Annotated in this window: 22 protein-coding genes and 1 pseudogene; 10 read left to right on the top strand and 13 right to left on the bottom strand. The window is 58.0% G+C overall.

The window, feature by feature from the left end; translation table 11 throughout:
• Positions 1–17 precede the first annotated feature (17 nt).
• The 5 genes from AC1DLV_RS21700 to AC1DLV_RS21680 form a co-directional block, all read right to left on the bottom strand.
• On the bottom strand, positions 18–1,409 hold the full coding sequence (locus AC1DLV_RS21700; RefSeq protein WP_476836239.1) for a TfuA-like protein: 1,392 nt from the start codon (positions 1,407–1,409) through the stop codon (positions 18–20).
• Complete coding sequence (locus tag AC1DLV_RS21695; RefSeq protein WP_476836242.1) at positions 1,364–2,593, bottom strand: YcaO-like family protein; 1,230 nt, start codon at positions 2,591–2,593, stop codon at positions 1,364–1,366. The genes AC1DLV_RS21700 and AC1DLV_RS21695 overlap by 46 nt, the downstream gene beginning before the upstream one ends.
• Before the next feature lie 136 nt (positions 2,594–2,729).
• Positions 2,730–2,999 carry a winged helix-turn-helix domain-containing protein gene (locus tag AC1DLV_RS21690; RefSeq protein ID WP_476801858.1) on the bottom strand — a complete coding sequence of 90 codons (270 nt, stop codon included), beginning with the start codon at positions 2,997–2,999 and terminating at the stop codon, positions 2,730–2,732.
• Between the two features lie 31 nt (positions 3,000–3,030).
• The gene (locus AC1DLV_RS21685; protein ID WP_476836238.1) at positions 3,031–3,417 is read right to left on the bottom strand and encodes a hypothetical protein; all 387 of its coding nucleotides are present in this window, start codon (positions 3,415–3,417) and stop codon (positions 3,031–3,033) included.
• Between the two features lie 586 nt (positions 3,418–4,003).
• Positions 4,004–4,456: a hypothetical protein gene (locus tag AC1DLV_RS21680; RefSeq protein WP_476801860.1), complete on the bottom strand. Its 453-nt coding sequence runs from the start codon at positions 4,454–4,456 to the stop codon at positions 4,004–4,006.
• A 106-nt stretch (positions 4,457–4,562) separates the two neighbouring features.
• On the opposite strand from AC1DLV_RS21680, the gene ytfQ reads away from it, so the two are divergent.
• From ytfQ to AC1DLV_RS21640, 8 genes are all read left to right on the top strand, one after another.
• Positions 4,563–5,528, top strand: coding sequence for a galactofuranose ABC transporter, galactofuranose-binding protein YtfQ (gene ytfQ, locus AC1DLV_RS21675; protein ID WP_476801861.1), 966 nt, complete (start codon positions 4,563–4,565; stop codon positions 5,526–5,528).
• Between the two features lie 97 nt (positions 5,529–5,625).
• The gene (locus AC1DLV_RS21670) at positions 5,626–7,137 is read left to right on the top strand and encodes a sugar ABC transporter ATP-binding protein (RefSeq protein ID WP_476801862.1); all 1,512 of its coding nucleotides are present in this window, start codon (positions 5,626–5,628) and stop codon (positions 7,135–7,137) included.
• The gene (locus AC1DLV_RS21665; protein WP_476801863.1) at positions 7,134–8,147 is read left to right on the top strand and encodes an ABC transporter permease; all 1,014 of its coding nucleotides are present in this window, start codon (positions 7,134–7,136) and stop codon (positions 8,145–8,147) included. The genes AC1DLV_RS21670 and AC1DLV_RS21665 overlap by 4 nt, the downstream gene beginning before the upstream one ends.
• Positions 8,147–9,127, top strand: a complete 981-nt coding sequence (yjfF, locus tag AC1DLV_RS21660; protein WP_476801864.1) for a galactofuranose ABC transporter, permease protein YjfF — start codon at positions 8,147–8,149, stop codon at positions 9,125–9,127. The genes AC1DLV_RS21665 and yjfF overlap by 1 nt, the downstream gene beginning before the upstream one ends.
• 59 nt (positions 9,128–9,186) lie before the next feature.
• Positions 9,187–9,885 (top strand): FadR/GntR family transcriptional regulator, encoded by a 699-nt coding sequence (locus tag AC1DLV_RS21655; protein WP_476836237.1) that lies wholly within the window; start codon positions 9,187–9,189, stop codon positions 9,883–9,885.
• Entirely contained in the window at positions 9,882–11,651 is a 1,770-nt protein-coding gene (gene araD, locus AC1DLV_RS21650) for an L-arabinonate dehydratase (protein ID WP_476801866.1), read from the top strand. Before AC1DLV_RS21655 ends, araD begins: the two co-directional genes overlap by 4 nt.
• A 143-nt stretch (positions 11,652–11,794) precedes the next feature.
• Entirely contained in the window at positions 11,795–12,043 is a 249-nt protein-coding gene (locus tag AC1DLV_RS21645) for a type II toxin-antitoxin system VapB family antitoxin (RefSeq protein ID WP_476801867.1), read from the top strand.
• Positions 12,040–12,453 carry a PIN domain-containing protein gene (locus AC1DLV_RS21640; RefSeq protein ID WP_476801868.1) on the top strand — a complete coding sequence of 138 codons (414 nt, stop codon included), beginning with the start codon at positions 12,040–12,042 and terminating at the stop codon, positions 12,451–12,453. Before AC1DLV_RS21645 ends, AC1DLV_RS21640 begins: the two co-directional genes overlap by 4 nt.
• 100 nt (positions 12,454–12,553) lie before the next feature.
• Here the strand turns inward: AC1DLV_RS21640 and AC1DLV_RS21635 are convergent.
• From AC1DLV_RS21635 to AC1DLV_RS21625, 3 genes and pseudogenes are all read right to left on the bottom strand, one after another.
• Positions 12,554–12,865 (bottom strand): annotated as a pseudogene (locus AC1DLV_RS21635) (integrase core domain-containing protein); the annotation flags it as partial.
• Between the two features lie 628 nt (positions 12,866–13,493).
• Positions 13,494–14,087 (bottom strand): Crp/Fnr family transcriptional regulator, encoded by a 594-nt coding sequence (locus AC1DLV_RS21630; RefSeq protein ID WP_476836236.1) that lies wholly within the window; start codon positions 14,085–14,087, stop codon positions 13,494–13,496.
• Positions 14,088–14,234: 147 nt separating this feature from the next.
• Entirely contained in the window at positions 14,235–14,912 is a 678-nt protein-coding gene (locus AC1DLV_RS21625) for a Crp/Fnr family transcriptional regulator (protein WP_476801870.1), read from the bottom strand.
• A 634-nt stretch (positions 14,913–15,546) separates the two neighbouring features.
• Between AC1DLV_RS21625 and AC1DLV_RS21620 the strand changes: the two genes are divergently transcribed.
• On the top strand, positions 15,547–17,931 hold the full coding sequence (locus AC1DLV_RS21620; RefSeq protein ID WP_476801871.1) for an arylsulfatase: 2,385 nt from the start codon (positions 15,547–15,549) through the stop codon (positions 17,929–17,931).
• 176 nt (positions 17,932–18,107) lie between these two features.
• A complete protein-coding gene (locus tag AC1DLV_RS21615) occupies positions 18,108–18,305 on the top strand; it encodes a hypothetical protein (protein ID WP_476801872.1) in 198 nt (65 codons plus the stop codon).
• Between the two features lie 75 nt (positions 18,306–18,380).
• On the opposite strand, the gene AC1DLV_RS21610 is transcribed toward AC1DLV_RS21615, so the two are convergent.
• The 5 genes from AC1DLV_RS21610 to AC1DLV_RS21590 form a co-directional block, all read right to left on the bottom strand.
• Positions 18,381–18,503 carry a hypothetical protein gene (locus AC1DLV_RS21610; protein ID WP_476801873.1) on the bottom strand — a complete coding sequence of 41 codons (123 nt, stop codon included), beginning with the start codon at positions 18,501–18,503 and terminating at the stop codon, positions 18,381–18,383.
• Between the two features lie 34 nt (positions 18,504–18,537).
• On the bottom strand, positions 18,538–18,768 hold the full coding sequence (locus AC1DLV_RS21605; protein WP_476801874.1) for a hypothetical protein: 231 nt from the start codon (positions 18,766–18,768) through the stop codon (positions 18,538–18,540).
• Positions 18,769–19,412: 644 nt separating this feature from the next.
• Complete coding sequence (locus tag AC1DLV_RS21600; protein WP_476801875.1) at positions 19,413–20,096, bottom strand: exonuclease/endonuclease/phosphatase family protein; 684 nt, start codon at positions 20,094–20,096, stop codon at positions 19,413–19,415.
• Positions 20,097–20,242: 146 nt separating this feature from the next.
• A complete protein-coding gene (locus AC1DLV_RS21595; protein WP_476801876.1) occupies positions 20,243–21,721 on the bottom strand; it encodes a thiol-activated cytolysin family protein in 1,479 nt (492 codons plus the stop codon).
• 263 nt (positions 21,722–21,984) lie between these two features.
• Positions 21,985–22,629, bottom strand: coding sequence for a helix-turn-helix domain-containing protein (locus AC1DLV_RS21590; RefSeq protein WP_476836235.1), 645 nt, complete (start codon positions 22,627–22,629; stop codon positions 21,985–21,987).
• Between the last annotated feature and the right edge of the window lie 804 nt (positions 22,630–23,433).

The raw sequence follows: 23,433 nt of genomic DNA, 5'->3' as shown, positions 1-23,433 counted from the left end.
GCTCTCTTCCTGCCAAGTCATTCCGCCGACGGTTTGCTGTCAGCGGCAGCCCTGCTCCAGAATATGTACTCACGAGCTATCACGCGGTCGAAGGTCTCCTTATCCGGATAGCCTGCTTCCCCAAGGAAATCTGCTAGGTCAGCCGGCATTCGACGGCCGAGGCGCATGTCGAAGAACCACCGCCGTAATTCTAGGACAGTCAGGCCAGTGTGGGAAGGAGTTGGGTCTGGCATCCCTAGGCTGTGCAGAAGGTCGTGCTTTCGCCGCGCGCGCTTGGCCATTTCGCCATAAGCATCGCCAAGGCGAAGCTCGTCCAGCATATGGCGGCCGAGATCGGTTCCGGCTTCGATCGCCGCCAATCGCGCCTCGCCTTCGATCATCAGTTCGAAACCGCGTTTGTCCAGGTCGTTGTCGATGAGCCACCGATCGAATGAGGCCTGGGTGAACAGCCTTCTTTCACGGCGGAACCGTGTCGTGGCGCTTGCAGCATTGCGCGCGGCATCCGATCCTTGATCCCCGGGGTCGGCACGTCCCGCAAAGTGCCTTGCAGCGGCATTGCGCCTGACCGTTCTGAACAGTTGCGGATCATGCCTGAGTTCGTCGATGATCGCCGACCCGTCGCTTAAATGCATCTCCGTAGCCTCGATGTCGCGCAGTGCTTGCGCCCACATCGTCGTCCGTTCCAACCGATACTCGGCCGCCCCTTGGCGACCTCCTTCGCGCCTGAGCGCTTCCATGGCTTCGAGCATGACCAGCGCGTCCAACCGCTTTTGATCGACCCTGCCCTGCGGCAGCCAGGCTTCGAGGGCCTTTAGCGCCTCATTGTTTAGGCCCTCCGCCGACGCGTGTTCCAGTAGCGTTCGCCACCGGCGCTCGGGATAGAAAGTCGCCTTTGCCATTGCCGAAAGCGTCTCCGAGACCTGCCGTTCGATCGTGCCTTCCCGTATAGCGTGGTCGAGGGTTGCGCGGATATTGACCATGGGTTCCGATAAGGGGAGATAGCCAATCTCCGCCGGGCCGTGCTGGATGGCCACTTCATCGTCGTCTTCCAGCAGGCCGTCGCGAAAGGCCTCGAAAATGGTGCCGACACCACGCATGCCGAACGCTTGCAATTCCGCCGCGCGTAGCGCTCCCATGCTGGCTGCGCCGAACACGGCGATGCCCTGGTCGATCGCCCACAATATCTCCTTGTGCCAGACCGACGGCACGCCCTCGAAATAGCCGTCGATGATGCCTATCGCGCGCGGTCGCGTTCGGCCGTATCGATAGACATCACCCATAGACACAGGCGGCAGCACGACGGCGTCCAATTTCGCGGTGATGTCGGCGGCAGAAATCGTGGGGCCCGCAAAGACCAAGAATGTCATGATCGCCTGCCGCCGAGTGCAAGCGCCCGCGGCCCCGGACAATAGTCGTCGTGGTCGTCCGGTCCTTCCAGCCCAGGAATGACGACCCGCGCCACCGGCACGCAGAACTCCGGCTTCGTAAGATCGACCGAAATCACCTGGCCAATACCGACTGCCTGGAGCCGCTCCAACATCCAGTCGACATCCTCGCCAAGCGAAGCAAATTGAGTGGAGTGTATGCGACTGAAGTCAACGCTCCCCGTTCCGTTCATCAAGCGCCTCGCCCATGCGAGCTTTGCTGCCAGTCCCGACGGTTCATATTCATCCCGCCGAAGGTCGTCTCGGGCCCCGGTAATATAGTTGGTCCGCACCTGAACCGCTTCTGTCAGCGCGCGCAACAGGGCGATCTCGCGGGCGGGGTGGCTGCCCGCTCCGGCGCCGGAATGGCCCAGCTTGAACTGTTCATCGACAATCATGCAATAAAAGGAGGGCACCCCGACATCGCTCGTGATGTTCCAAACGCCGACGGACAAGCCAGCCTTGCGCAACCGTTCGATTAAGCTCGAGCAAGTGGCATCGTCGACGGAGTCGAGATCGAGTCGGGTCTTGCGCCGGCTTGCGTCCGACAGCCAGTTCCACAAGGTAGTTGCGTCGCGTTCCACGACTTCGGCGATACCGTGAGCGACGGCTTCCAACAGGTGGTTGCCAGAGGCCAAGCCATTGGTGCTTTCAACGAAACTTCCGCTGCGACCGACCGATGGCAGCGTGTAGTTGGCGTGAACCACCTCATAGGGCAACCAGATCGATCGCTGGCCAATCCAGTCGAAACCCTCGATCCACAAAATCGGCAGGTCGCCGTCAATGTGACTTTCGTGAAGCCGGGCGAGGCCGTCCAGGTCTGCCAGATCAAGGCTTGCCGCAAGCTCGTTTCGGCTGCCAAGCCTGAGCGGCTTTTCAATGCGCTCGGCATGGAAACCCTCGATGGCTTCCATGACGCCGGAGGCCTTCGCGGCGTCGAGCGTGATACCCTTACCTTGCGAAACCGCGACAGAACGCGAGTTCGGCCGGACAACGGTCACCACCGGAATTCCGATGCGGTCAAGACCAGTGACGTTGGCGACCCGCGTTATCCCCATAGCCGCTAGAAAGGGGCGAACCCGCGCAAGGGTTTCGGCGGGAGATATCGTGCGATGGGTACCTTGGCGGTACAGTTTTGGCGCATGGGCAGAGGTACAATCTGAAACCATGCAGAAGTAAGGCAGGAATTGCGCCTGGTTGTCGAGCATAATGGTCGCAGCGATTGCGGCTACAGCAATCAGCACGCCGCCAGAAAGAATTCGCCAGTGCCGCGATGGCCAGGAAAAGCGCGGCTCTGGGAGCGTCTTAGAATGGCGGGGCGGGCGCAAACAAGTCCGAATTCAAGTCGCTGGAGGTGAGGCTGGCGATCTCGCCGGATAAACCGATCCTCACAGGCTCTGCCCGCAACGCAAGGCGTGCGACCACGTTTAGCATCTCCATAGGCGCGACAAACCGATAGCCGCGTTTCGGCACCGTTTCGATGAAACCCGCTCCATTTTGCCCGGCTCGCAATACCCTGCGAAGGACCGAAATCAGCAGATCGAAAGCTTTCGCCGTCAGCAGAACTTTGGACATCCCCCTAATTCCACACCCGCCACAGATCGACCTACGCAACCCTTTGGCCGCTATTGCAGGTATCGCGCTGAGCCATTAGCCGTATGTTGCTCATATATGTATGAGCGCAACCTGTAGAAACGCTCATACATGAATGAGCGGAATAATTGTTATGCTCGTACTGTTTCCGCCCCCGCTGATCGCGCCCGGTCGCTTGAATGTGTCCATCCGGGTCAGGGCATATCCAGGCGTCAGTCCATGCGGGAGGAATGGCGAGCGCTTCAACGCGCCCAAGTGTGGCCATGCTCACTGCCTTGCCGTTCGACGTATACCGAAAAGATCTTCCTATTCTCCGCCGCAGAACGCCGGGCTCACTATCGGTGACATATTTGAGCGACGCTGATCGTGCCGCCTTCACTGGATCGCCATCGTTGAGCATCGCAACACCCCGAACCAGCACAAGCCTGCAACCGCAAAACAGTTCCAGCACGCTGCACAGCAGGATCGCTTTTGCAGACGAGTGGCCGCCCGCGGACTGTTGTGTGCAGCTTGCTAAACATCCAAAATCTTGAGGCCGCCAGGCACTGGACCAATCCCCAGCAATGAAGCGAGCGGGAGCGTCCACCCAAAGCGCCAACCGCATATCCCTCCTTCTTGACGCTGACGGAGATGGGAAGCCGAATTTGGAGCACCTTGCTTCAAAGCCTATGGGATGACCCTGATTGGCAATAAGCTCTACTATGTCGCCAATACCGACGCGATCGCTGCCTTTCCTGCTTTCCTGCGGTCAACAATCAACCACCATTGGACCAAGAACGTGATCGGCTCTTCTCAGCAACGCGTAATGATCCAACGTTGTCTGGATCAATGTCGGCTACGATGTGACGATTTTCCGCCAGAAAAGTCATAGTAGCGACCCTCCGTCCCTATCTGGCTGGAACCATATGGCGCCAGCCGACGTTCGAAGAGGCAAAGGAGACCGCCATGTTAAGAACTATCGCCCTGTTAGCCGTTGGCTACGCATTCTATCGCTTCGGCCGAGAATTCATTGCCGGCGTTCCCTCAGATTTCGAACCCATGCCTTCGGCGCCGACGAAGCCCAAGAGGCGAACCACTGCGGCCAAGCGCTCGACATCCGCCAAGCGTTCCAGCGCCAAGGTCGCGCCAGCCACAACGCACTGATAGCCAGCGTGCCGTCGGTCGGTGCCAGAAAGATCGCTGGAAACGAAAAAGGGCGTGGCCGCTCGGCTGCCCTTTGCGAGCTTGTTTGAACTCTGTTCGCTGACTTGCTCGAAAGATGCAGGTTCGTTCGCGCGGTCAACGACGCCGAAGACGAACAAGGCCACCACCACAACCGCCATGGCCACCATCATTGTATAGGTCATTTGGCTGTTATTCCGCATACGACCAATCCTGCGATTGGGTTCCACCTTGAAGTGCGGTTTGGGTGGGAATGCCAAAAAAGCGAGCCCGCGCATTCTTTGATCCCTAGTGACTCGACATCTTCCTTTTCAAAAAATCATACTATATGACTATATCGCAGATCGCAGATTGGCCTGCGATTGTGTCTACTGGGAGGTGTCAATGACGAGAATTCTCAAGACCTTGCTACTAGGTTCGGCCACTGCATTGGCGTTGGGAGGCGCCGTGCACGCTGCAGGCCTTACGGTTGGTTTCTCGCAAATCGGTTCGGAATCCGGCTGGCGGGCAGCCGAGACCAGCGTAACCAAGCGAGAAGCCGAAAAGCGCGGTGTTGACCTGAAGTTCGCAGATGCGCAGCAAAAGCAGGAAAATCAGATCAAGGCGATCCGTGGCTTCATCGCGCAGGGCGTCGATGCGATCATGGTCGCGCCGGTGGTGGCGACCGGGTGGGACACCGTGCTTCAGGAAGCCAAAGATGCGTCAATTCCGGTCATCCTTCTCGATCGTGGTATCGAGGGTTCTCCAGATCTTTACATGACAATGGTGGCCTCTGATCAAGTCCTTGAAGGTAAGGTCGCGGGCGAATGGCTGGTCAAGGATGTGTCGGGCAAAGACTGTAATGTGGTTGAACTGCAGGGCACCACGGGCTCGTCACCTGCCATCAATCGCAAGAAGGGCTTCGAAGAGGCGATTGCTGGCGCAGCAAATATCAAGATTACCCGCAGCCAAACTGGCGACTTTACCCGCGCAAAGGGCAAGGAAGTCATGGAGGGTTTCCTAAAGGCCGAAAACGGTGGCAAAAACATTTGCGCCCTGTACGCCCACAATGACGACATGGCGGTAGGCGCAATCCAGGCGATCAAAGAAGCCGGCCTGAAACCAGGTACTGACATCAAAGTCGTGTCGATCGACGCCGTGCCCGATATTTTCAAGGCGATGGCCGACAAGGAAGCCAACGCCACGGTCGAACTGACACCGAACATGGCTGGCCCGGCCTTTGACGCGCTCGAAGCGTTCAAGAAGGACGGGACAGTACCGCCGAAGCAGATCATCACGGAATCGAAGCTCTACACGCAAGCCGACAATCCCATGAAGGTCTACGAGGAGAAGAAAGGCCTCGGATACTGACTTCGATTAAACTAGCCGGGCGCGGTACTGCGCCCGGCTAGCCCTGTTACAGCTATCGGACGGGGCTGCTCGCCGTCCGACACGCGTGGAGGAAGTCGTGAGCGAACCTGATCCGCTACTCGTCGCAAAGAACGTCTCCAAATCTTTCCTAGGTTTCAAGGCACTCGACGGTGTCGATTTTTCAGTCCGAAGCGGCGAAATCCACGCCCTTCTTGGCGAGAATGGCGCCGGTAAATCGACCCTGATCAAAGTACTGACCGGCGTCGTGAAGGCCGACAGCGGGGTCATCGAGCTCAAGGGCGAGCCGATTGCGGTACGGGACACACTGCATGCCCAGCAGCTTGGCATCGGCACAGTCTACCAGGAGGTCAATCTCCTGCCGAACCTCACCGTGGCGGAGAACCTTTACATCGGCCGCCAGCCAAGAAGGTTCGGACTCGTGGACGCAAGAACCATGCGTCGGCAGGCCACTGCACTACTTGCCCAATATGACATCAATATCGACGTCAGTGCACAGCTCTCCAGCTTTTCCGTAGCGGTACAGCAACTGATCGCGATTGCTCGTGCCGTCGACATGTCGGGCTCCGTACTTGTTCTTGACGAGCCGACAGCCAGCCTCGACAGGCATGAAGTCGAACTGCTTTTTACTGTGATGCGAAAGTTGCGGGCCCGCGGCATCGGCATCGTCTTCATCACTCATTTCCTCAACCAGGTATATGCCGTCTCCGACCGGATTACTGTGCTGCGCAACGGCAGGCTGATGGGCACGCATGACAGTAAGCTGCTGCCGAAAGTGGAGCTCGTCTCGTTGATGCTCGGTCGCACGCTAGCCGCTGTAACGGAACATGGGCGGCGGCCCGCGCCGGCGGCTTCGGATCGCAAGATCGGCTTTGCCCAGTTCGGACGGGCTCGCTCGATTTCCCCCTTCGACCTGACGATTGGCGCTGGCGAGGTGGTTGGCGTGGCGGGACTTCTGGGGTCCGGCCGGACCGAAACCGCGCGGCTGATGTTTGGCATAGACATGCCCGACAGCGGTTCGATCGAGATCGATGGCAGGCCGGTCAAGATCGCCTCCCCCCGCGCTGCAATTCGCTTCGGTTTCGGGCTCTGCCCAGAAGACCGGAAGGCCGAGGGGATCATTGGCGATCTTTCAGTTCGCGAAAATATCGCGCTCGCGCTCCAGGCGCGGCGAGGATGGCTCAAGCGTATGTCGACCAGGGATCAGACTGACCTGGCTAACCGTTTCGTCAAGGCGCTCGACATCCGCACCACCAACATCGACAAACCGGTGAAACTACTTTCCGGTGGCAACCAGCAGAAGGTGATCCTCGCGCGCTGGCTGGCAACCCAGCCACGGTTCCTGATCCTCGATGAACCTACGCGCGGCATCGATGTTGGCGCTCATGCCGAGATCATCGAACTGATCAACCGGCTTTGCGACGATGGACTGGCCCTGCTGGTCATCTCGTCGGAAATCGATGAGATTGTCGCCTATTCGACGCGTGTGCGCATACTTCGCGACCGCATGCACGCAGGCGAGCTGACGGGCAACGACATTTCGACAGGCAATATCATGCGCGCCATCGCGCAGGAAGGAGCGGCGCAATGAACGCGCTTCCTGCGGGCCTGCGCAAGGCGTTGCCACAGGTTACATGCTTGGCAATCATTCTGTTCTTCAACTGGATGGCATTCCCCGGCTTCTTCGAAATGCGCCTCCAGGATGGTCGGCTGTTCGGCAGTCTGATCGACGTATTGAATCGCGGTGCCCCTGTCGCCATCCTTGCAATCGGCATGACACCGGTCATTGCCTCAAAAGGCGTTGATCTTTCCGTTGGCGCTGTGATGGCGATGGCCGGCGCTGTAGCCGCCACGATGACCGTCGACGGCCACGCATTGCCGATAGTACTCACTGCAGCACTTGCCACCGGCATTGCCTGCGGGTTGCTGAATGGCTTGCTGGTGGCGGTGCTGGATTTACAGCCGATCGTTGCGACGCTGATCCTGATGGTAGCTGGTCGCGGCATTGCGCAGCTCATTACCGAAGGCGTCATCGTAACGTTCGTCGAGCCCGGCCTTATCTTCGTTGGTACCGGGTCTTTTCTCGGCATGCCGATGCCGGTGGTGATTGCGGCTGTACTGGCATTTCTGGGCGTGTTCGTCATCCGGCGGACCGCGCTCGGACTGCTTATCGAGTCGATTGGCGTGAATCGTTCGGCATCGAGCTACGCCGGCATCAACAGTCGGGGTCTGCTGATTCTCGTCTACACATTCTGCGGTTTCTGCGCAGCATTGGCGGGCATCATCGTGGCCGCCGATATCCGCGGCGCCGATGCCAACAATGCTGGTCTTTGGTTGGAGCTCGATGCGATCCTTGCCGTAGTCATTGGCGGAACATCGCTGCTTGGTGGGCGCTTCTCCATCCTTATGTCGGTGCTCGGCGCTATCATTATCCAGTCCATGAACACGGGCATTCTGATCTCCGGTTTTCCGCCGGAATACAATCTGATCGTAAAGGCCTGCGTGATCATCATGATCCTGCTGGCGCAGTCGGCCTCACTGTCCGGCTTCGGTTGGTGGGTAAGGGCAGAGCTGGCGCCGAAAAAGGCTGGTGCGAAATGATGTCGTCGCGTCTCCTGCCTTTCTACGCCACGGTGGTTATCTGCGTACTGGCTTATGCTGTGTGCGTGTTCCAGTTTCCCAACATGTTGTCGACGCGAGTGCTGGGCAATCTGCTCACTGACAACGCCTTCCTAGGCATTGCAGCAGTCGGCATGACTTTCGTCATCCTGTCCGGAGGTATCGATCTCTCCGTCGGATCGGTCATCGGTTTTACGGGCGTTCTGATCGCCGTGCTGATCGGCTGGTATGGTGTTCACCCGCTGGCGGCTTTTTTCATCGCGCTGGTAATCGCCACGGCATTCGGCGCGGCGATGGGTGCCGTCATCCACTATCTGGACGTACCGGCCTTCATCGTCACACTTGCGGGCATGTTTCTGGCCCGCGGCATGGCCTTCGTCATCACCACGGAATCCATTCCGATCAAGCATGAATTCTACTCGACACTTTCGGGGCTATACCTGCGCATGCCAGGCGGCGGGCGCATCACTTTCATCGGCGGGCTAATGGTGCTGGTCTTTGTCGCTGGCATCATGCTTGCGCATTTCACGCGCTTCGGCTCCTGTGTCTACGCGATCGGCGGCAACAAGGTCTCAGCCGAACTAATGGGCGTGCCGGTGGCGCGCACAACTATTGGCATCTATGCGCTGTCGGGGTTTTTGTCCGGCCTCGCTGGCGTTGTTTTTTCCCTCTACACTTCGGCTGGATATTCGCTTTCGGCCGTCGGCGTCGAACTCGACACGATCGCAGCCGTTGTCATTGGAGGCACACTACTGACCGGTGGCGTTGGCCTGGTGGCAGGCACGTTCATCGGTGTGATCATCCAAGGGATTATCCAGACCTATATTGTCTTCGATGGTACGCTATCGAGCTGGTGGACGAAGATCGTCGTCGGCTTGTTGCTCTTTGCCTTCATCGCCCTGCAGCGGCTATTGGTTGTCCTATCGGCCCGCAAGGGAACATTGAGAGGCGTCATTTCATGAGCTCGATTCAAAGCAGCATCACCGGCACCTTGCCGGCCAAAGGTTTCCACGGCCATGTCATGGGTGATCTCGGCCGCAGCATCGTCGGGGCGGTCTATGCCGAGAACTCAATCCTGCCCCGCGATGGCGAGTTGCAGCAATTTTACGGAGTTTCGCGCACCGTCATGCGCGAAGCCCTGAAAACACTTGCCGCGAAGGGAATGGTGCAACCGAAAGCGAAGATCGGCACGCGCGTCCTGTCCCGGCAAAGCTGGAACCTTTTCGATCCAGACATCCTGCAGTGGCATGCAGAGGTCGGCGCTGTCGATGCCAAGTTCCTGTTCAGCCTCTCTGAGATGCGCCTTGCGCTCGAGCCGGAAGCCGCAGCGCTCGCTGCATCGCGACGCACGGACGAACAGGTTGTCGAGATCTATACCTGGGTTGATAAAATGGGCGAGCCGACAGTATCGGGACAGGACTTCGTCGACTATGACTTGCGGTTTCACGTGACAGTTGCGGAAGCCTCGCAAAATCCATTCATGCGATCCATCAGTGCGCTGATTGAAGTAGCTTTGGCGGCGACATTCAGGGTCAGTTCGCCTATCCCCAACACCGAACAGCACAAGCTCACCGTCCAGCGCCACCGCGCGATCGCGGAAGCGATAGAAATGGGCAACTCAGAGGCCGCCCGCCAGGCCATGCGCAAGGTCATCCAGGAAGGCGTCGACAGGGTGTCTGAAGTGACTGGCAAACATCCGCCAGGAGGACCGTCGGCGTGACAATACATTCCAAGCCGCAACCAACAAAATTCGTGCCGGCGCAATGGCCTCGCAAGCTGCGCTCGACTGAATGGTTCGGGGGCACGTCGCGCGACCACATCTATCACCGGTCTTGGATGAAGAACCAAGGATTGCCGGCGGATCTGTTCGACGGCCGGCCAGTTATCGGCATCTGCAACACCTGGTCGGAGTTGACGCCCTGCAATGCGCATCTGCGCGATCTGGCGCAACGCGTAAAACACGGCATCTACGAAGCCGGCGGCCTTCCACTGGAATTTCCGGTCTTCTCGACGGGCGAAAGCGCGCTGCGTCCAACGGCAATGATGTATCGCAACCTCGCCTCCATGGATGTCGAAGAGGCGTTACGGGCAAACCCGCTCGACGGCGTGGTACTGATGGTCGGCTGCGACAAGACCACTCCAGCGCTGTTGATGGGGGCCGCATCGGTCGACATTCCTGCGATCGTGGTGACCGGTGGGCCGATGCTGAACGGCTGGTTCCGAAACGAACGCATCGGCTCTGGAACCGCACTATGGCAGATGTCGGAGGCGATAAAGGCCGGGGCTATGAGCCAGGCCGATTTCCTCGAAGCAGAACAGGCCATGAGCCGCTCTCCGGGATCGTGCAACACCATGGGCACGGCGTCGACCATGGCTTCGATGGCCGAAGCGCTGGGCATGGCTCTGTCAGGCAATGCTGCCATCCCGGCCGTTGATAGCCGCCGCCGCGTGATGGCGCAGCTAACAGGCCGCCGTATCGTCCAGATGGTCAAGGACGACTTGAAGCCGTCCGACGTACTGACAAGGGCTGCCTTTGAGAATGCCATTCGCTGCAATGGCGCTATCGGTGGTTCGACGAACGCAGTAGTCCATCTATTGGCGTTGGCCGGCCGTACCGAAGTCGATCTGACGCTCGACGACTGGGACAGGCTCGGGCGAGACGTGCCGACCATCGTCAATCTAATGCCGTCCGGCAAATACCTCATGGAGGAATTCTTCTATGCCGGGGGCCTGCCCGTTGTCCTCAAGACCCTGGGCGAAGGCGGTCTGCTCGACAAGGATGCGCTGACTGTTTCCGGTGAGACTGTATGGGATGAAGTCAAGGACGCGTCCAACTGGAACACGGATGTAATCCGCCCGGTCGACCAGGCATTGATGGCACAAGGTGGAATTGCTGTGCTTCGGGGCAATCTGGCCCCAAATGGCGCGGTGCTGAAGCCGTCGGCGGCAACGGCTTCACTGATGGTGCATCGCGGTCGCGCGGTGGTTTTTGAGGACATTGGCGACTACAAAAGGAAGATCGACGATCCTGGTCTGGATATCGACGAGACCTGTGTAATGGTGCTCAAGAACTGCGGGCCACGCGGCTATCCCGGCATGGCCGAGGTCGGTAACATGGGCCTGCCGTCGAAGATTCTTAAGAAGGGAATCACGGACATGGTGCGCATCTCAGATGCGCGCATGTCTGGTACTGCCTACGGCACGGTGATTCTTCATACCAGCCCTGAAGCCGCGGCAGGCGGCCCCTTCGCGATTGTGCAGGATGGCGATTTCATCGAACTCGACGTGCCGAACCGGCGCCTGCATCTCGACATCTCGCAAGCCGAGATCGAGCGCCGGCTAGCAATATGGAGCAGTCCGGTAAAGCAACCGAAAGGTGGTTACGCCATGCTTTACCACAAGCACGTGACCGGCGCGGACACCGGCGCGGATTTTGACTTCCTGCGTGGCTACCGCGGCAAGGACGTGCCCAAAGATTCCCACTGAGGCCGTGTTCATCCACGAACGCGAAGAGGAAGCAGCGCAAGTTTGGCTGGTGTTGCGCGGACGAGAATGGACTAATCCTTGACGGCAAGCCGGCAGCTGCCATCTTGCTAGCAACCGCTGCTAGCGCCGCAAAGGAGACCACAATGGCCGAGCCCCAACTGTCAGTTCGCAGCGCCAAGGCACGCGATCTTGCTCATCGGTTAGCCCGCAGGGAAAACAGATCGATTGCCGATGTCGTCGAGCGGGCACTCGAATCATATGACGTAAGGGAGGCGGGCCATGAGCCAGCGTCAGCATTCTACGCACGGCTGGCAATTGCTTATGGTACGGACATCGATCTCGAATCCATCATCAAGAACGGCCGGCAAGTGCACACAGGTATCGACCTGTGATCTTTCTGGATACAAACGTCATATCCGAAACCCTGAAGAAGTCTCCTAGCGATGCTGTTGTCGCTTGGCTTGTTCGCCATGATGCCGAACTGGCGCTCCCCACTGTGACGATTGCAGAAATCGCCTTCGGCATTCAGAAAATACGGCCCGATCAGCGCGCGGACCGACTGGAACAGGGGCTTTCCGATTGGCGCCGTCGCTTTGCGGATCGAATATTCGGCCTGACAGAGGAAGCGGCTGTCGCCTACGGACAGATTATGGAAACGGCAACCCGTCAGGGTCGTGGAATGTCAGCGCCCGATGGCATGATTGCGGCAATCGCATCGGTGAATGGCGGCCGTCTTGCAACCCGCAACTTGAGCGATTTCGCAATCACAACACTCGATCTTGTCTCGTCTTGGGAGTTCTGATCCCATCAACAATATGAAATCGGCACGGAGCTGTCCTTGTTCCCCGCTGTCTGGATCGCGACAATCGCGATCGTGTTCTCAGTCATCGCCAAGTGAGTTGCTAGATGTTTAGTCCCGGCATTTGCTGGAGCGGGTCGAGAGAGAATCGTTCGGGCTGGGAAAGCGATCTCTTGCAGATGAATTCGTAGGCGTGAGGCTTTGAGGTTCTTGAGCCTGCGGCCGAAATTGTAGGCCGAGACGAAGTCGGCAAGGTGGTGGCGGAGTGGTCGTGGCTCTCATAGCAGAAGCGCCTGACGATCGCATGATTGATGGTCCGGTTCATCCTTTCGACCTGGCCGTTGGCCCAGGGGTGCCTTGCCTTGGTCGTGCGGTGTTCGATGTCGTTTGCGGCGCAGGCGTATTCGAAGGCATGGGCGCGGAAGAGTTGGCCGTTTGCGATGGCCTCCTTGATTAGCGGAACGGCCGAACCGCCGGCGCCGGTGGTAGTGAACTGGATGCCGTAGCACCTACTTCGCCGCGCAACAGAACGAGATCGCCATCCACATCAAGATCGCCAACCGCAACATGCGTCTCGCGGGGCCACTATCCCTGCGCGTCCGCCAATAGGACTACAAAGCCTGATTTCCAGCGGCATCCTCTGTGAACCAAAGTCGGTGTTCTTGCTCCTCTCGGCAGCGGGGCGATCATTTGCCGGGCGTCGAGAAACTGCTTACGCCATCGCAAAATTTTGCGATAGCGTGCCGCATGACCTGCGGCAGACTCCTCCTAAAAGCAGATCGCCATGACGCTTATGGTTTGTGACATATCAGGAAACGATCGCGGTACCTGACAAGGCGCGTTCGACAGAGCCAATCCGTGTCTCTGCATTCAGTGGATTCCGAACGACTCGGTTGCCTAGGTGCCCGACGGCTTCAAGCTAGAAGTTTTCCTAGGCTTTCCGAAGGCTCAAGATTGTGGTGCCTCAGGAACGCTGCCGCTTCCGTGCTGGTGAATTGGGAGCCCTGGTCAGAATGGAACAGGACCTTGTTCTGCGGCTTAACTCAGCGACGATCATCATCTCCGAAGATCCGTAACGCTTCGGCATTCAAGACTGTGATCGAACCATAATTGGTCGTCAGCCATCCGTTCTCGGCAAACCGCTTCAAGGCGGCATTGACTTGGCGGCGTGACACTGAAGCCATCGTGCCGACCTCGGTCTGCGTCAACAGGACCTGTTTGCTACTCCAGGTCATGCGCTGCAGCACCGAGGCTATCCTGCGATCGGGATCCTGCTTCTGCAGATCGTGGATGATCCTGATGAGCACGCCGACGCCGTGCAGGAGATTCTGGCAGAAATTGCGAATGACCGTAGGATCGGCAGCGGTCATCTGGGCCATCTGGTCAAGGGGCAGATGCATCACCCAGGTCTCGATCACTGCGCGCAGTTCGAGCCGCCGCGGCTCGCGGATCAGATAGCTGTCTTCGCCGGTCCAGGCACCAGGCACGCCCATGTGGACCAACTGTGGAGCATTGCTTTGGGGGGCGGTATTGACTGCAACGACGCCGCTCACAAGGCCATAGATCCCCCCAAGGTCATCGCCGAAGTGATAAATGACCTCATCAGGCGCGAAACGCAGCAGGATGGAGCGTCGCAAGACCTCGTTCCGGAAAGCCTCAGGTTGTGTCGAAAGCCATCCGTTCTGGCGAAGGATGGCCTCTGCGTTTGCTCTTTTGATCAAGATTGCGCTCATGAACCACCGCCTCACATAGAACCGACAAACACGCCGCCTAGACGGGTTGGCTTAGTCATCTTCGGTTGAAAAGAGCCGTAGCTTCTCATGATTGAGGATGGTGACCGACCGATAGCCGGTCTTCAGCCATCCGTAGTCCGCAAAACGCTTCAAGGCGGCGTTGACCTGCCTGCGTGACGCGCGGGCTATGGTGCCGATCTCGGACTGCGTCAACGGGAGGGGATGCTCCCCGATCCACCGCGCCCGCTGTAGAACGGAGGCAATTCTGCGATCGGGATCGACCCTCTGCAGGTCATGGATCACTCTGATGAGTGCGTCGACATTGGTCATGATGATCTGGCCGAAGTTGTAAGCGACCATCGGGTCGGCGTCAGCCATTTCGTCCATCTGCTCAAGAGGCAGGTACATGAGCCAGGTCTCGACCAAGGCGCGTAGTTCGACGCTCCGCGGCTGGCGTGCTAGGAAGCAGCCTTCTCCGGCCCAGGCACCAGGCGCACCAATATTGATTAACTGCGGGATATGGTCTGGCGGAGCGGTGTTTATCGTCGCCGTGCCGCTGACGAGTCCATAGATGCCTCCCAGTTCGTCGCCGAAGCCGAAAATCAGCTCGCGTGGCGCAAGATTTACAAGGATTGAGCGCCGCAGGACCTCGTTCTGGAAAGCCTCGGGCTGATAGGACAGCCAGCCATTCTGCCGGAGAATGGCCTCGGCGGCGTCTCTTTTGATCAATCGCGGGCTCATATGGAGCCCATAGCACATTCAAACTAAGAGATTGTACCAACGGAACAGTCTCGTTCCACCGATTCGTGCATGATCCGCCGAGGGAGATGCAATCGGAGCCAGTACTTCGGCTCCGTTCTTGCCGCCGCAGTCGATCTGCTCACTTCAGCGCCTGATTTCGCTTTGCCCCTCCGACACTGCTGTCCAACGGACCGAGCTTTCCCTTCACCGGCTATGCCGGGGCCGCCCCGCTCGACAGGCGGGCTTCCACCTCGCCGCCGCCTCTCCCCGCGGCCAATCTCGACCTCAGCTTCGGCGATATTCTCCCGCTCCGTACGCCATTCGTATGGCCGGTACTTCTGCCGCTCCGCCGTCAGCGAAGACGCACCTGGTCTGCGCGACCTGCTCGAGGAGACGCAATGAATCTCGTGAAACGTACCACCGGAACAATCTCAGTCATCATACCCTGTATGGGTTTGCGCGGGTCGCGAGTGCGCTCGCGATCATGATGTAGCTTGACGGGAAGGCTGGCAACGCAGGCTGAGAAGGCTCAGACGGATTTGTCTTCGGAGAGTGCGCACGTCGGCATGATTTTCGTGCGCGCCGGAACCTGCTGGATGGGCTCAGATCAATGGAGAAATGAATGAAACTGCCTCTTAGTCACAGATTCAGAGCGCGCTGGTTGGGCGTAAGCACGACACTCCTGATGTTGGGATCGCCCGCTGCAGCCCAGGAATCGCTGCCGTTTCCGCCAACACCCTCAGGCAGCAAGGCCGGCCCGACGATCGCGGAGTCGACCTACAGCCCCCTGCCGGCAAAGTCGCATCTTCCGGCCAACGCGCCGAACATCGTCGTGATCATGCTTGACGACGTTGGTCCGGCTCTACCGAGCACCTTTGGCGGCGTGATCGATACACCCACGTTGAGCCGCGTTGCCGGAGACGGGATCACCTATAATCGCTTCCACAACGCAGCGATGTGCTCCCCCACCCGAGCGGCACTGCTGACCGGGCGCAATCACCACCGCGTCGGCTACGGCCAGATCGCCGAACTGGCGAACGACTGGGATGGCTATTCCGGCCGGATCCCGCGCACATCCGCGACCGCTGCCAAGGTCCTCGGTTATTATGGCTACGCGACTAGCGCCTTCGGAAAATGGCACAACACGCCGGCCAACGAGACCACGGCCGTCGGCCCCTATACGAACTGGCCGGCGGGTCAGGGGATCGGGTTCGACTACTTCTACGGTTTCCTTGCCGGAGAGTCCTCGCAATGGGAGCCTGCGGTCGTCGAAAACACGGTTCGGGTGAATCCGTCTGAAGGCAAGACGGAATATCATTTCACCGAAGACATGACCGACAAGGCCGTCTCTTGGATGAAGCAGGTCCACGCGCTGACGCCGGAGCGGCCGTTCTTCATGTATTGGGCCCCCGGCGCTTCCCATGGCCCGCATCACATCTTCAAGGAATGGGCGGACAAGTATAAGGGCAAGTTCGACGACGGCTGGGATGTCATGCGCGAGCGCGTCTTTGCCCGCCAGAAGGAACTCGGCTGGATCCCGAAAGACACCGAACTGACGCCGCGGCCGACGACGCTTGCCGCATGGGCCGATATTCCCGAGGATGAAAAGCCATTCCAGCGTCGGCTCATGGAAGTATTCGCCGGATACACCGAACACGCTGACGCGCAGGCCGGCCGGTTGATCGATGCCCTGGACGAGCTCGGCATCCGCGACAACACGCTCGTCTTCTACATCTGGGGCGACAACGGCTCGAGCGCGGAAGGCCAGAACGGAACGATCAGCGAACTCCTGGCGCAGAATGGCATTCCTTCCGAGATCAAGGATCACATTCGCACCATGAACGAGCTCGGCGGCCTGGATGTGCTCGGCTCGCCCAAGATGGACAACATGTACCATGCCGGCTGGGCTTGGGCTGGCTCCACCCCATACCGGTCGACCAAGCTGATTGCAGCGCATTTTGGTGGAACCCGCACGCCGCTGGCAGTGTCCTGGCCAACCAGGATCAAGGCGGACAAGACGCCGCGTCCGCAATTCCATCACGTCAACGATATCGTGCCGACGATCTACGACATCCTGAGCATCGCGCCGCCGAAGCTTGTCGACGGCGTGAGCCAGGATCAGATCGACGGCACCAGCATGACCTATTCCTTCGCGTCGCCGACCGCGCCGGAACACAAGAAGGAGCAGTATTTCGAGGTGATGGGCAGTCGTGCCTACTACAAGGACGGTTGGATGGCTTCGGCATTCGGGCCGAGAGTGCCTTGGCAAGCAGGCGTCGATCCTTCGATCATGAAATGGTCTCCGAAGGACGATGTTTGGGAGCTCTATGATCTCAACAAGGATTTCTCCCAGGCGAAGGACATCGCCGCCGAGAATTCAGACAAGCTCATTGAGCTGAAGAACGGGTTCGAGGTCAGCGCGAACGACAACAAGGTCTATCCGGTTGGCGGGGGGTTATGGTCCGCAGTCTTCCACCCGGAAGACGCACCATCCAATCCGGCCACGACGTTCGAGTACACGCAGGAGGTTGTTGGTGTTCCCGAGTTCACCGCACCGCGACTGGGATCGCGCAGCAATCTTGTCACGATCGATGCGGATCTAAAGCCCGACTCGAAGGGCGTACTCTACGCGCTCGGTGCCGTCTCAGGCGGTGTCGCCCTTTGGATCGAGAACGGGAAGCTTAACTACGAGTACAATCTGTTCGAGATCGAACGGACGCAGTTGCAAACCTCCACACTACTCCCGACAGGAAAAGTAAAAATCGAGGTCGAAACCCGCAAGGCTGACGGCATCCGCCCCGCGCCTCTCGACATCGTCATCCGCATTGACGGCAAAGAGGTCAGCAAGGGGCGTGTCCCACGCTCGACAGCGATCACCTTTACCGCCAATGACGCCTTTGACGTCGGCCGGGACAGCTATTCCCCGGTCTCACTTGCGTATTTTGACCGCAAGCCGTTCGCCTTCAATGGCAAGATCCGGCATCTGAAGGTCGATTACCTGAACTAAGCGCCAACCGGCTGGAGGTGGCGAGCAAGGCTCTCGCCGCCTCTCCAATGACTTCCCGCCATGGCCGAGGTCGATTGACGATTTTCCGCCAGAAAAATCATAGTAGCGACCCTCCGTCCCGATCTGGCTGGAACCATCGGCGCCAGCCGACGTTCGAAGAGGCAAAGGAGACCACCATGTTAAGAACTATCGCCCTGCTAGCCGTTGGCTACGCGTTCTATCGCTTCGGCCGAGAATTCATTGCCAGCGTTCCCTCTGATTTCGAACCCATTCCTTCGGCGCCGACGAAGCCCAAGAGCCGAACGACTGCGGCCAAGCGCTCGACGTCCGCCAAGCGTTCCAGCGCCAAGGTCGCGCCAGCCACAACGCACTGATGGCCTGCGTGCCGTCTGTCGGTTTCCGGACAGATGGCTGGAAACGAAAAAGGGCGTGGCCGCCCGGCATGCTGGCTAGTTTGAACTCTGTTCGCTAACCTGCTCGAAAGATGCAGGTTCCTTCGCGCGGTCAACGACGCCGAAGACGAACAAGGCCACCACCACAACCGCCATGGCCACCATCATTGTGTAGATCATTTGGCTGTTATTCCGCATACGACCAATCCTGCGATTATTTCTTGTCCGTTGCCCGTAGCCGGTCGTGAAGAAGGTTGATCTCTTCCCATCCGTATTGATCACCGGACTGGGTAAGGATTTTTGCCGAGTGATGCTGCTTGCGCAGCGGGACATTCACGGCGTGCCGTAGTGCCCTGGAAAGGTGGTCGAACACCATTCCAGGGACCAGCCGCGTCTCATAGAAGGTGGCGGGCTCGTCCAAATCTATGGACTTGATGTCTTTCACGGTGTTTGCGTCGCCAAGCACGGTTCATTCGCTATGTAACGCGCGACCAGGCAGCATCGATCCACGCGCAGGTCAAACACCCGCCACGGGCGGGACGGCCACCCGGGGGTCGGGGATTTTAGCGCTTGACGTATGCCCCGGCTTGGCGGCCGGGCTTCGTTGTCTTGGCGTCCTTCGATCTCTCGGCAATTGCGGGGCCGGCACCCGACGTCCTTTCGGTCGCTGGGCTGGATGTTGCCTTCGATCTCATATTTTGACCATCGGAATGGCGTGTCTTTTCTGGCGCGTCATCGGTAGACTCCGTGTTCCCATATTTGTCAGCCGGTTGCTTATTCTCAGCCGCTTTCTGCGAAACTTCGTCTCGGGCATCCCTCGTCCGCTTTGGCTGAGGTGCGCGAGCTCCGGTCTCCCGGTTGTTTTCATCGGACATGTTGAGTTCCTCCTTGGAAGGAACTCAACCAGCGGCGCCGCAGGCTATCGAGATAGTCGTCCTTGAGTTCTCGCTTCACCTCGATGGTCAGACGGTGTCGTCCGTTATCGGATCCTATGCCGGCCCTGCCACCCCAGCCACGCCTTTGACCTCGTCCGGAATGATCTAGATCGGCATGTCATGGACCTAGGCGGTCCATGACATGCTCCGACAATCAGCATTCAACCTGAAACAATACGGGTCTATGATCTGGACCATCCATCACTTGAAAGGCTGGATTGAACTCAGTTGGACCATTCACCGCTGCAAGCTGGATACCGCGGCCAGCAAGGCACCAATCTAGAATTCCGCCACTCTTTTGCGTCATGTCCTGCCAGCAAGTCGCGTAGTGCGTTCCGTTTGGCAACGCCAATTCATTGACGCGATGCAGGTCCCAATTCATGTCACCAGTAATTGCCCAGCGCTCTGTGCCGTTGGCGAACGAGCTCATAAAGTCTGCCCCTGCCTGGATTTGGTCCTTTGTCAGACCATTCTGACCGGACTTAAAATGTGCAAATCCGAGCGCCACCTTGTCAGCGATATGGCACAGGAGGAAGTTGCGGTTGAGGCCACGCAAACCATCGAATGACAATGTGAATCCGGTCGCGTTGCGATAAAGGATCACGTATGCGTTGCTGCCGCCACCGGGAAGAAAGTCACACGAATATTCGCTGTACACAGCCCTCAAGTGAGAGATGTAGTCTTCAATCCTTCTCGAATGCACCTCACATAGGAATATCAGGTCTGTTCCACGCCTGCAGCAGTAGTCGATAAATTCTTCCACTTTCTGCTGCTTGAGGAGCTCGGATGATTGTCCGTTTTTCTCGATGTTGAAGCTCGCGATTGTGAAGTAAGTCATCTTGAATACCTCAATCGTTGAAGGAGCCAGGGCAATGCGCGCTGGCAGTTGGATGAATTTGCAGGCTGGTCCGGTGTGGCAGCGACCGCATCTTTCGAGGCCCTCAACGGCCTCATTGAGTCAGGCAACTCCCCCACCAGAGCTGGCTAAGCACCAGGATTCATGACGAAGCTTTGATGAAGCGTCGTACCGCCGATCGACACCTTCCGCTCGGGCACGAGAGCAAGGTCGACTTTGTCGCCTGAGGTGCGCCACCATTCCCAGGCGAGGCCTGTGCAACCCTCGGTCTTAATGTTGATTCCGCGAGCATTGCCGCGAAGGGGGATATTCGTCGCATACGAAGCCGTGCGATCCGCTCCGCTGCCATTCCAGTTCACGCGACGGGTAACCTTCACGCCCTTGTCGTCGTAGCCAATTTCATCCCATGAGACCCAGAACCGGCCGACATAGGCGCCTGTGTGTTCGAGCTTGATTTCTCCGCCTGTGAAGCTCTCCGTCTTTTCGGCGACGTACTCGGTCTTTCCATGCACTCCCGCCGTAACGCCGTCCTTGAGATAGACGGTGTAGTAGTTCAGAGGTGCTGCGGGATTCGAACGGGACAGCTTGGCGTTCTCGAAAATAATCTTGTTGATTTTCAGCGAGTCCTCTGCACCACCGAGATTGAGGTCCTTGTAGACCTCCTCGGATCCGCCGAGCGCGACGAGACTGACGTTGATTTTGCTCAGTTTCGATTTGTATTCGGTCGAGCCGTGGCTGTCTGTTTGAACGCCGTTGGCCGTAACATTGGCCTTGATGATCGACTCGAGTTCTGTTGACGTCAAAGTGGACTCGAACTTGAGAAAAATCTGGCGGCCATACTGGACATTTTTGACGAACAGCGGCGGATGCACATCGCTGATACCCGCATGCGATAGGTCTTCCCAGGTGGTCGACTCGCTGAAGATGTCAGCCGGCTTGCTCGGTCGCTCCGCCGACACGGTGTAAAAGATCTGCTTGAACTGGACGAGATAGACCGACTTCTTTTCCATGTTCTTGCGGGAGAAGTCGATGCCCAGCTTCTGCTTCAGATACGTGACGTCGCAACCGAACTTGAGTGCGAGTTCGTTCTCATCATAGATTAGACTGCTGCGGTACTGGAAATTCGCTGGCAAGCTCCACTCGCCACCGTGGCTGTCAAACCACTTCACCAAGGTTTCGTTGATGCCCGCCTGAACCTTGGAATAGGTGGGTTCGGTAGCAAACGATATGTCCTTCGTGCCGGGCAAATTGACGGTGATGTTGATCGATGCCTTTCCGGTCGCCAGCTCTTGCGGCTTCCCGTCGAGCAATTCGTTGCTCGCAAGCAGCAGCGCTCCCGGATAGGTGACATCGTCAAAGGCGCTCGGCACAGCGATGTCGAAGTCGGCATCGTAACTGCACTTCTCCCGGGTGACGACGAGGTAGGTAGACCCGTCGAAACGACTTTCGGTCGGCAGATCGACATTTGCGATCTGGGTACCGTTGAAAACCATGACGGTCTTCGGATCGTATTTGAGGGCGAATATATGCTGGTTGACTGTCTCTCTGTTGTTCGTCATGACGCACTTCCTCCTGTTGAATCGACTGAGAAGCTGTGCACCTTGCAAGCAATGCATCGTGGTGGTGCGGCAACGCCATAGATTGGAGAAACTACAAATCTTCGCTGAACAGCCCGGACCTTTAGACCCGGAGCCGCTTGGTCGTTAACAAGATCATTGCATGTCAAAGTTACAGTGCGACGAGTTCATATCGTAGATTCCGAGATCATTCTACGACACGGAGTCTCACAAGAGACATGCCGTCTCATGCGTTTATATTTTTGAGTATTTTGCGCGCCCGCCGGGTGATGGCCCTGAACTCAGGGCAATGCTCAGCGGCGTCGCCGACGAAGGTTACTCGGGTTGAACCCGTAAAACGTCCGGAATGCGCGCTGAAAACTGCGTGAGTATGAAAACCCACAGGTTTCCGCGATCACGTCAATGCTTGTCGACACGGGGCCTGCTCTAAGCATTTCCTCGGCATGCTCTAAGCGGATTTTCCGTATCGCGTCCGCGACCGTGCGACCGCGGTCGGCGTAAGCGCGATATAAGGTGGCACGCGAAGCTCCAATGCCCTTGGCAATGCGCTTTGCATCAAGATTGAAGTTCGAAAAATGCCGCTGAATATATTCCTGCGCGGCATCATAAAGTTCCGCTCGTACGGAATCTGTCGACAAAGCTCGCTGCGGGGCCTCCGACATCCCCTTAAGGGTGTATAGCGCTAAGCGCGCAGTTTGATTGAGCAGAAAGTTGTTGTCCTCTTTGGTGAGAGTGGTCATCACCTGGGCTAGAAGCAACATCTGTTCCCTCAGGAACATGGCGACGTGAGACTCGACCATCGCCTCCGTCATAGTGTTGGCCGAAGGCATCGGACACCCCAGCGCGCCTTCTACAATCTCGCGTCGGAGCAACAAATGAACACCTCCGCGTTCCTCAAGACCAATGCTTGAATGGCTTGCAGCATTGTAGAGGAACAAGCCAGCCGCTCGGATCATCCGCGCTGCTTCGCCTCGATCTTGGTTCTTGCAGAGATCCTCAAGGTCTAGGTCGATGCAGTCGAAACTGACATCACCAGACCGTCGCCCTCGCAACCCTGTCTTGCGCCTACCATTTGGAAGTGCGCTTGCTTCGAAGGCGAAGGTCCTATCACCCTCGCTGGCTTCCTCCGTCGAGATATCGAGAAAGACAGCCGTGGGCGGAACACGACCGTTTTGCGATCTCCTAATATTCGACGTCGACGACCAGATGTCGTCAGTCCAATCCCAAGCGATGACACCGCATTCATGATGCATCTTGCTCTGTTCGGAGCCCGGCACACTCGAACGACGTCAAATTGCCGAAGACAGACCATCACAACGGGCGTGTTAGTGTCGAAACACCAGCTTATCATTGGATCGTGGTTAAAGTTTTATAACTCAAGGTTTATCTCCGTCAGCTCTGGCACCCCAACTCTGTCGATTACGGCTCGCCTCTTGCATGAGAAAGTATCGGGCGCGGGGGCAGGTTAGCGGCGCGCCAGCACAACAGGTTTCTGCCGAATGAAAACTGCGCGCATCGAGTTTTAGCGCTAGGTCGCGCAGGAATATTTGTCGGGGTAGACGCGCATGGATTGGCAAAGCGGATGCCAGATCCGCATCTGGGTCCGCAAATCCAGAAATACGAGGAAGGCACGTTCGACGACGATGATGCACAGGCCGTCGACCTGATCCCTGCCTGCCGGCCTTCTCAATGGGCCCCGTATTTCCAAACCCGCCACAAGCTTACCCTGATGCGGTCGCATC

The organism is Aminobacter sp. 01T433 (assembly GCF_056398585.1).
Note: the sequence above shows the minus strand (reverse complement) of the source record. Positions and strands in the feature narration are given on the sequence as shown.

Excerpts from the sequence above, each read along its gene's own strand:
- AC1DLV_RS21695 (WP_476836242.1), bottom strand. The coding sequence starts at position 2,593 with ATGGTTTCAGATTGTACCTCTGCCCATGCGCCAAAACTGTACCGCCAA.
- AC1DLV_RS21690 (WP_476801858.1), bottom strand. The coding sequence starts at position 2,999 with ATGTCCAAAGTTCTGCTGACGGCGAAAGCTTTCGATCTGCTGATTTCG.
- AC1DLV_RS21685 (WP_476836238.1), bottom strand. The coding sequence starts at position 3,417 with ATGCTCAACGATGGCGATCCAGTGAAGGCGGCACGATCAGCGTCGCTC.
- AC1DLV_RS21680 (WP_476801860.1), bottom strand. The coding sequence starts at position 4,456 with ATGCGCGGGCTCGCTTTTTTGGCATTCCCACCCAAACCGCACTTCAAG.
- ytfQ (WP_476801861.1), top strand. The coding sequence starts at position 4,563 with ATGACGAGAATTCTCAAGACCTTGCTACTAGGTTCGGCCACTGCATTG.
- AC1DLV_RS21665 (WP_476801863.1), top strand. The coding sequence starts at position 7,134 with ATGAACGCGCTTCCTGCGGGCCTGCGCAAGGCGTTGCCACAGGTTACA.
- yjfF (WP_476801864.1), top strand. The coding sequence starts at position 8,147 with ATGTCGTCGCGTCTCCTGCCTTTCTACGCCACGGTGGTTATCTGCGTA.
- AC1DLV_RS21655 (WP_476836237.1), top strand. The coding sequence starts at position 9,187 with ATGGGTGATCTCGGCCGCAGCATCGTCGGGGCGGTCTATGCCGAGAAC.
- AC1DLV_RS21645 (WP_476801867.1), top strand. The coding sequence starts at position 11,795 with ATGGCCGAGCCCCAACTGTCAGTTCGCAGCGCCAAGGCACGCGATCTT.
- AC1DLV_RS21620 (WP_476801871.1), top strand. The coding sequence starts at position 15,547 with ATGAAACTGCCTCTTAGTCACAGATTCAGAGCGCGCTGGTTGGGCGTA.
- AC1DLV_RS21615 (WP_476801872.1), top strand. The coding sequence starts at position 18,108 with ATGTTAAGAACTATCGCCCTGCTAGCCGTTGGCTACGCGTTCTATCGC.
- AC1DLV_RS21610 (WP_476801873.1), bottom strand. The coding sequence starts at position 18,503 with ATGATCTACACAATGATGGTGGCCATGGCGGTTGTGGTGGTGGCCTTG.
- AC1DLV_RS21600 (WP_476801875.1), bottom strand. The coding sequence starts at position 20,096 with ATGACTTACTTCACAATCGCGAGCTTCAACATCGAGAAAAACGGACAA.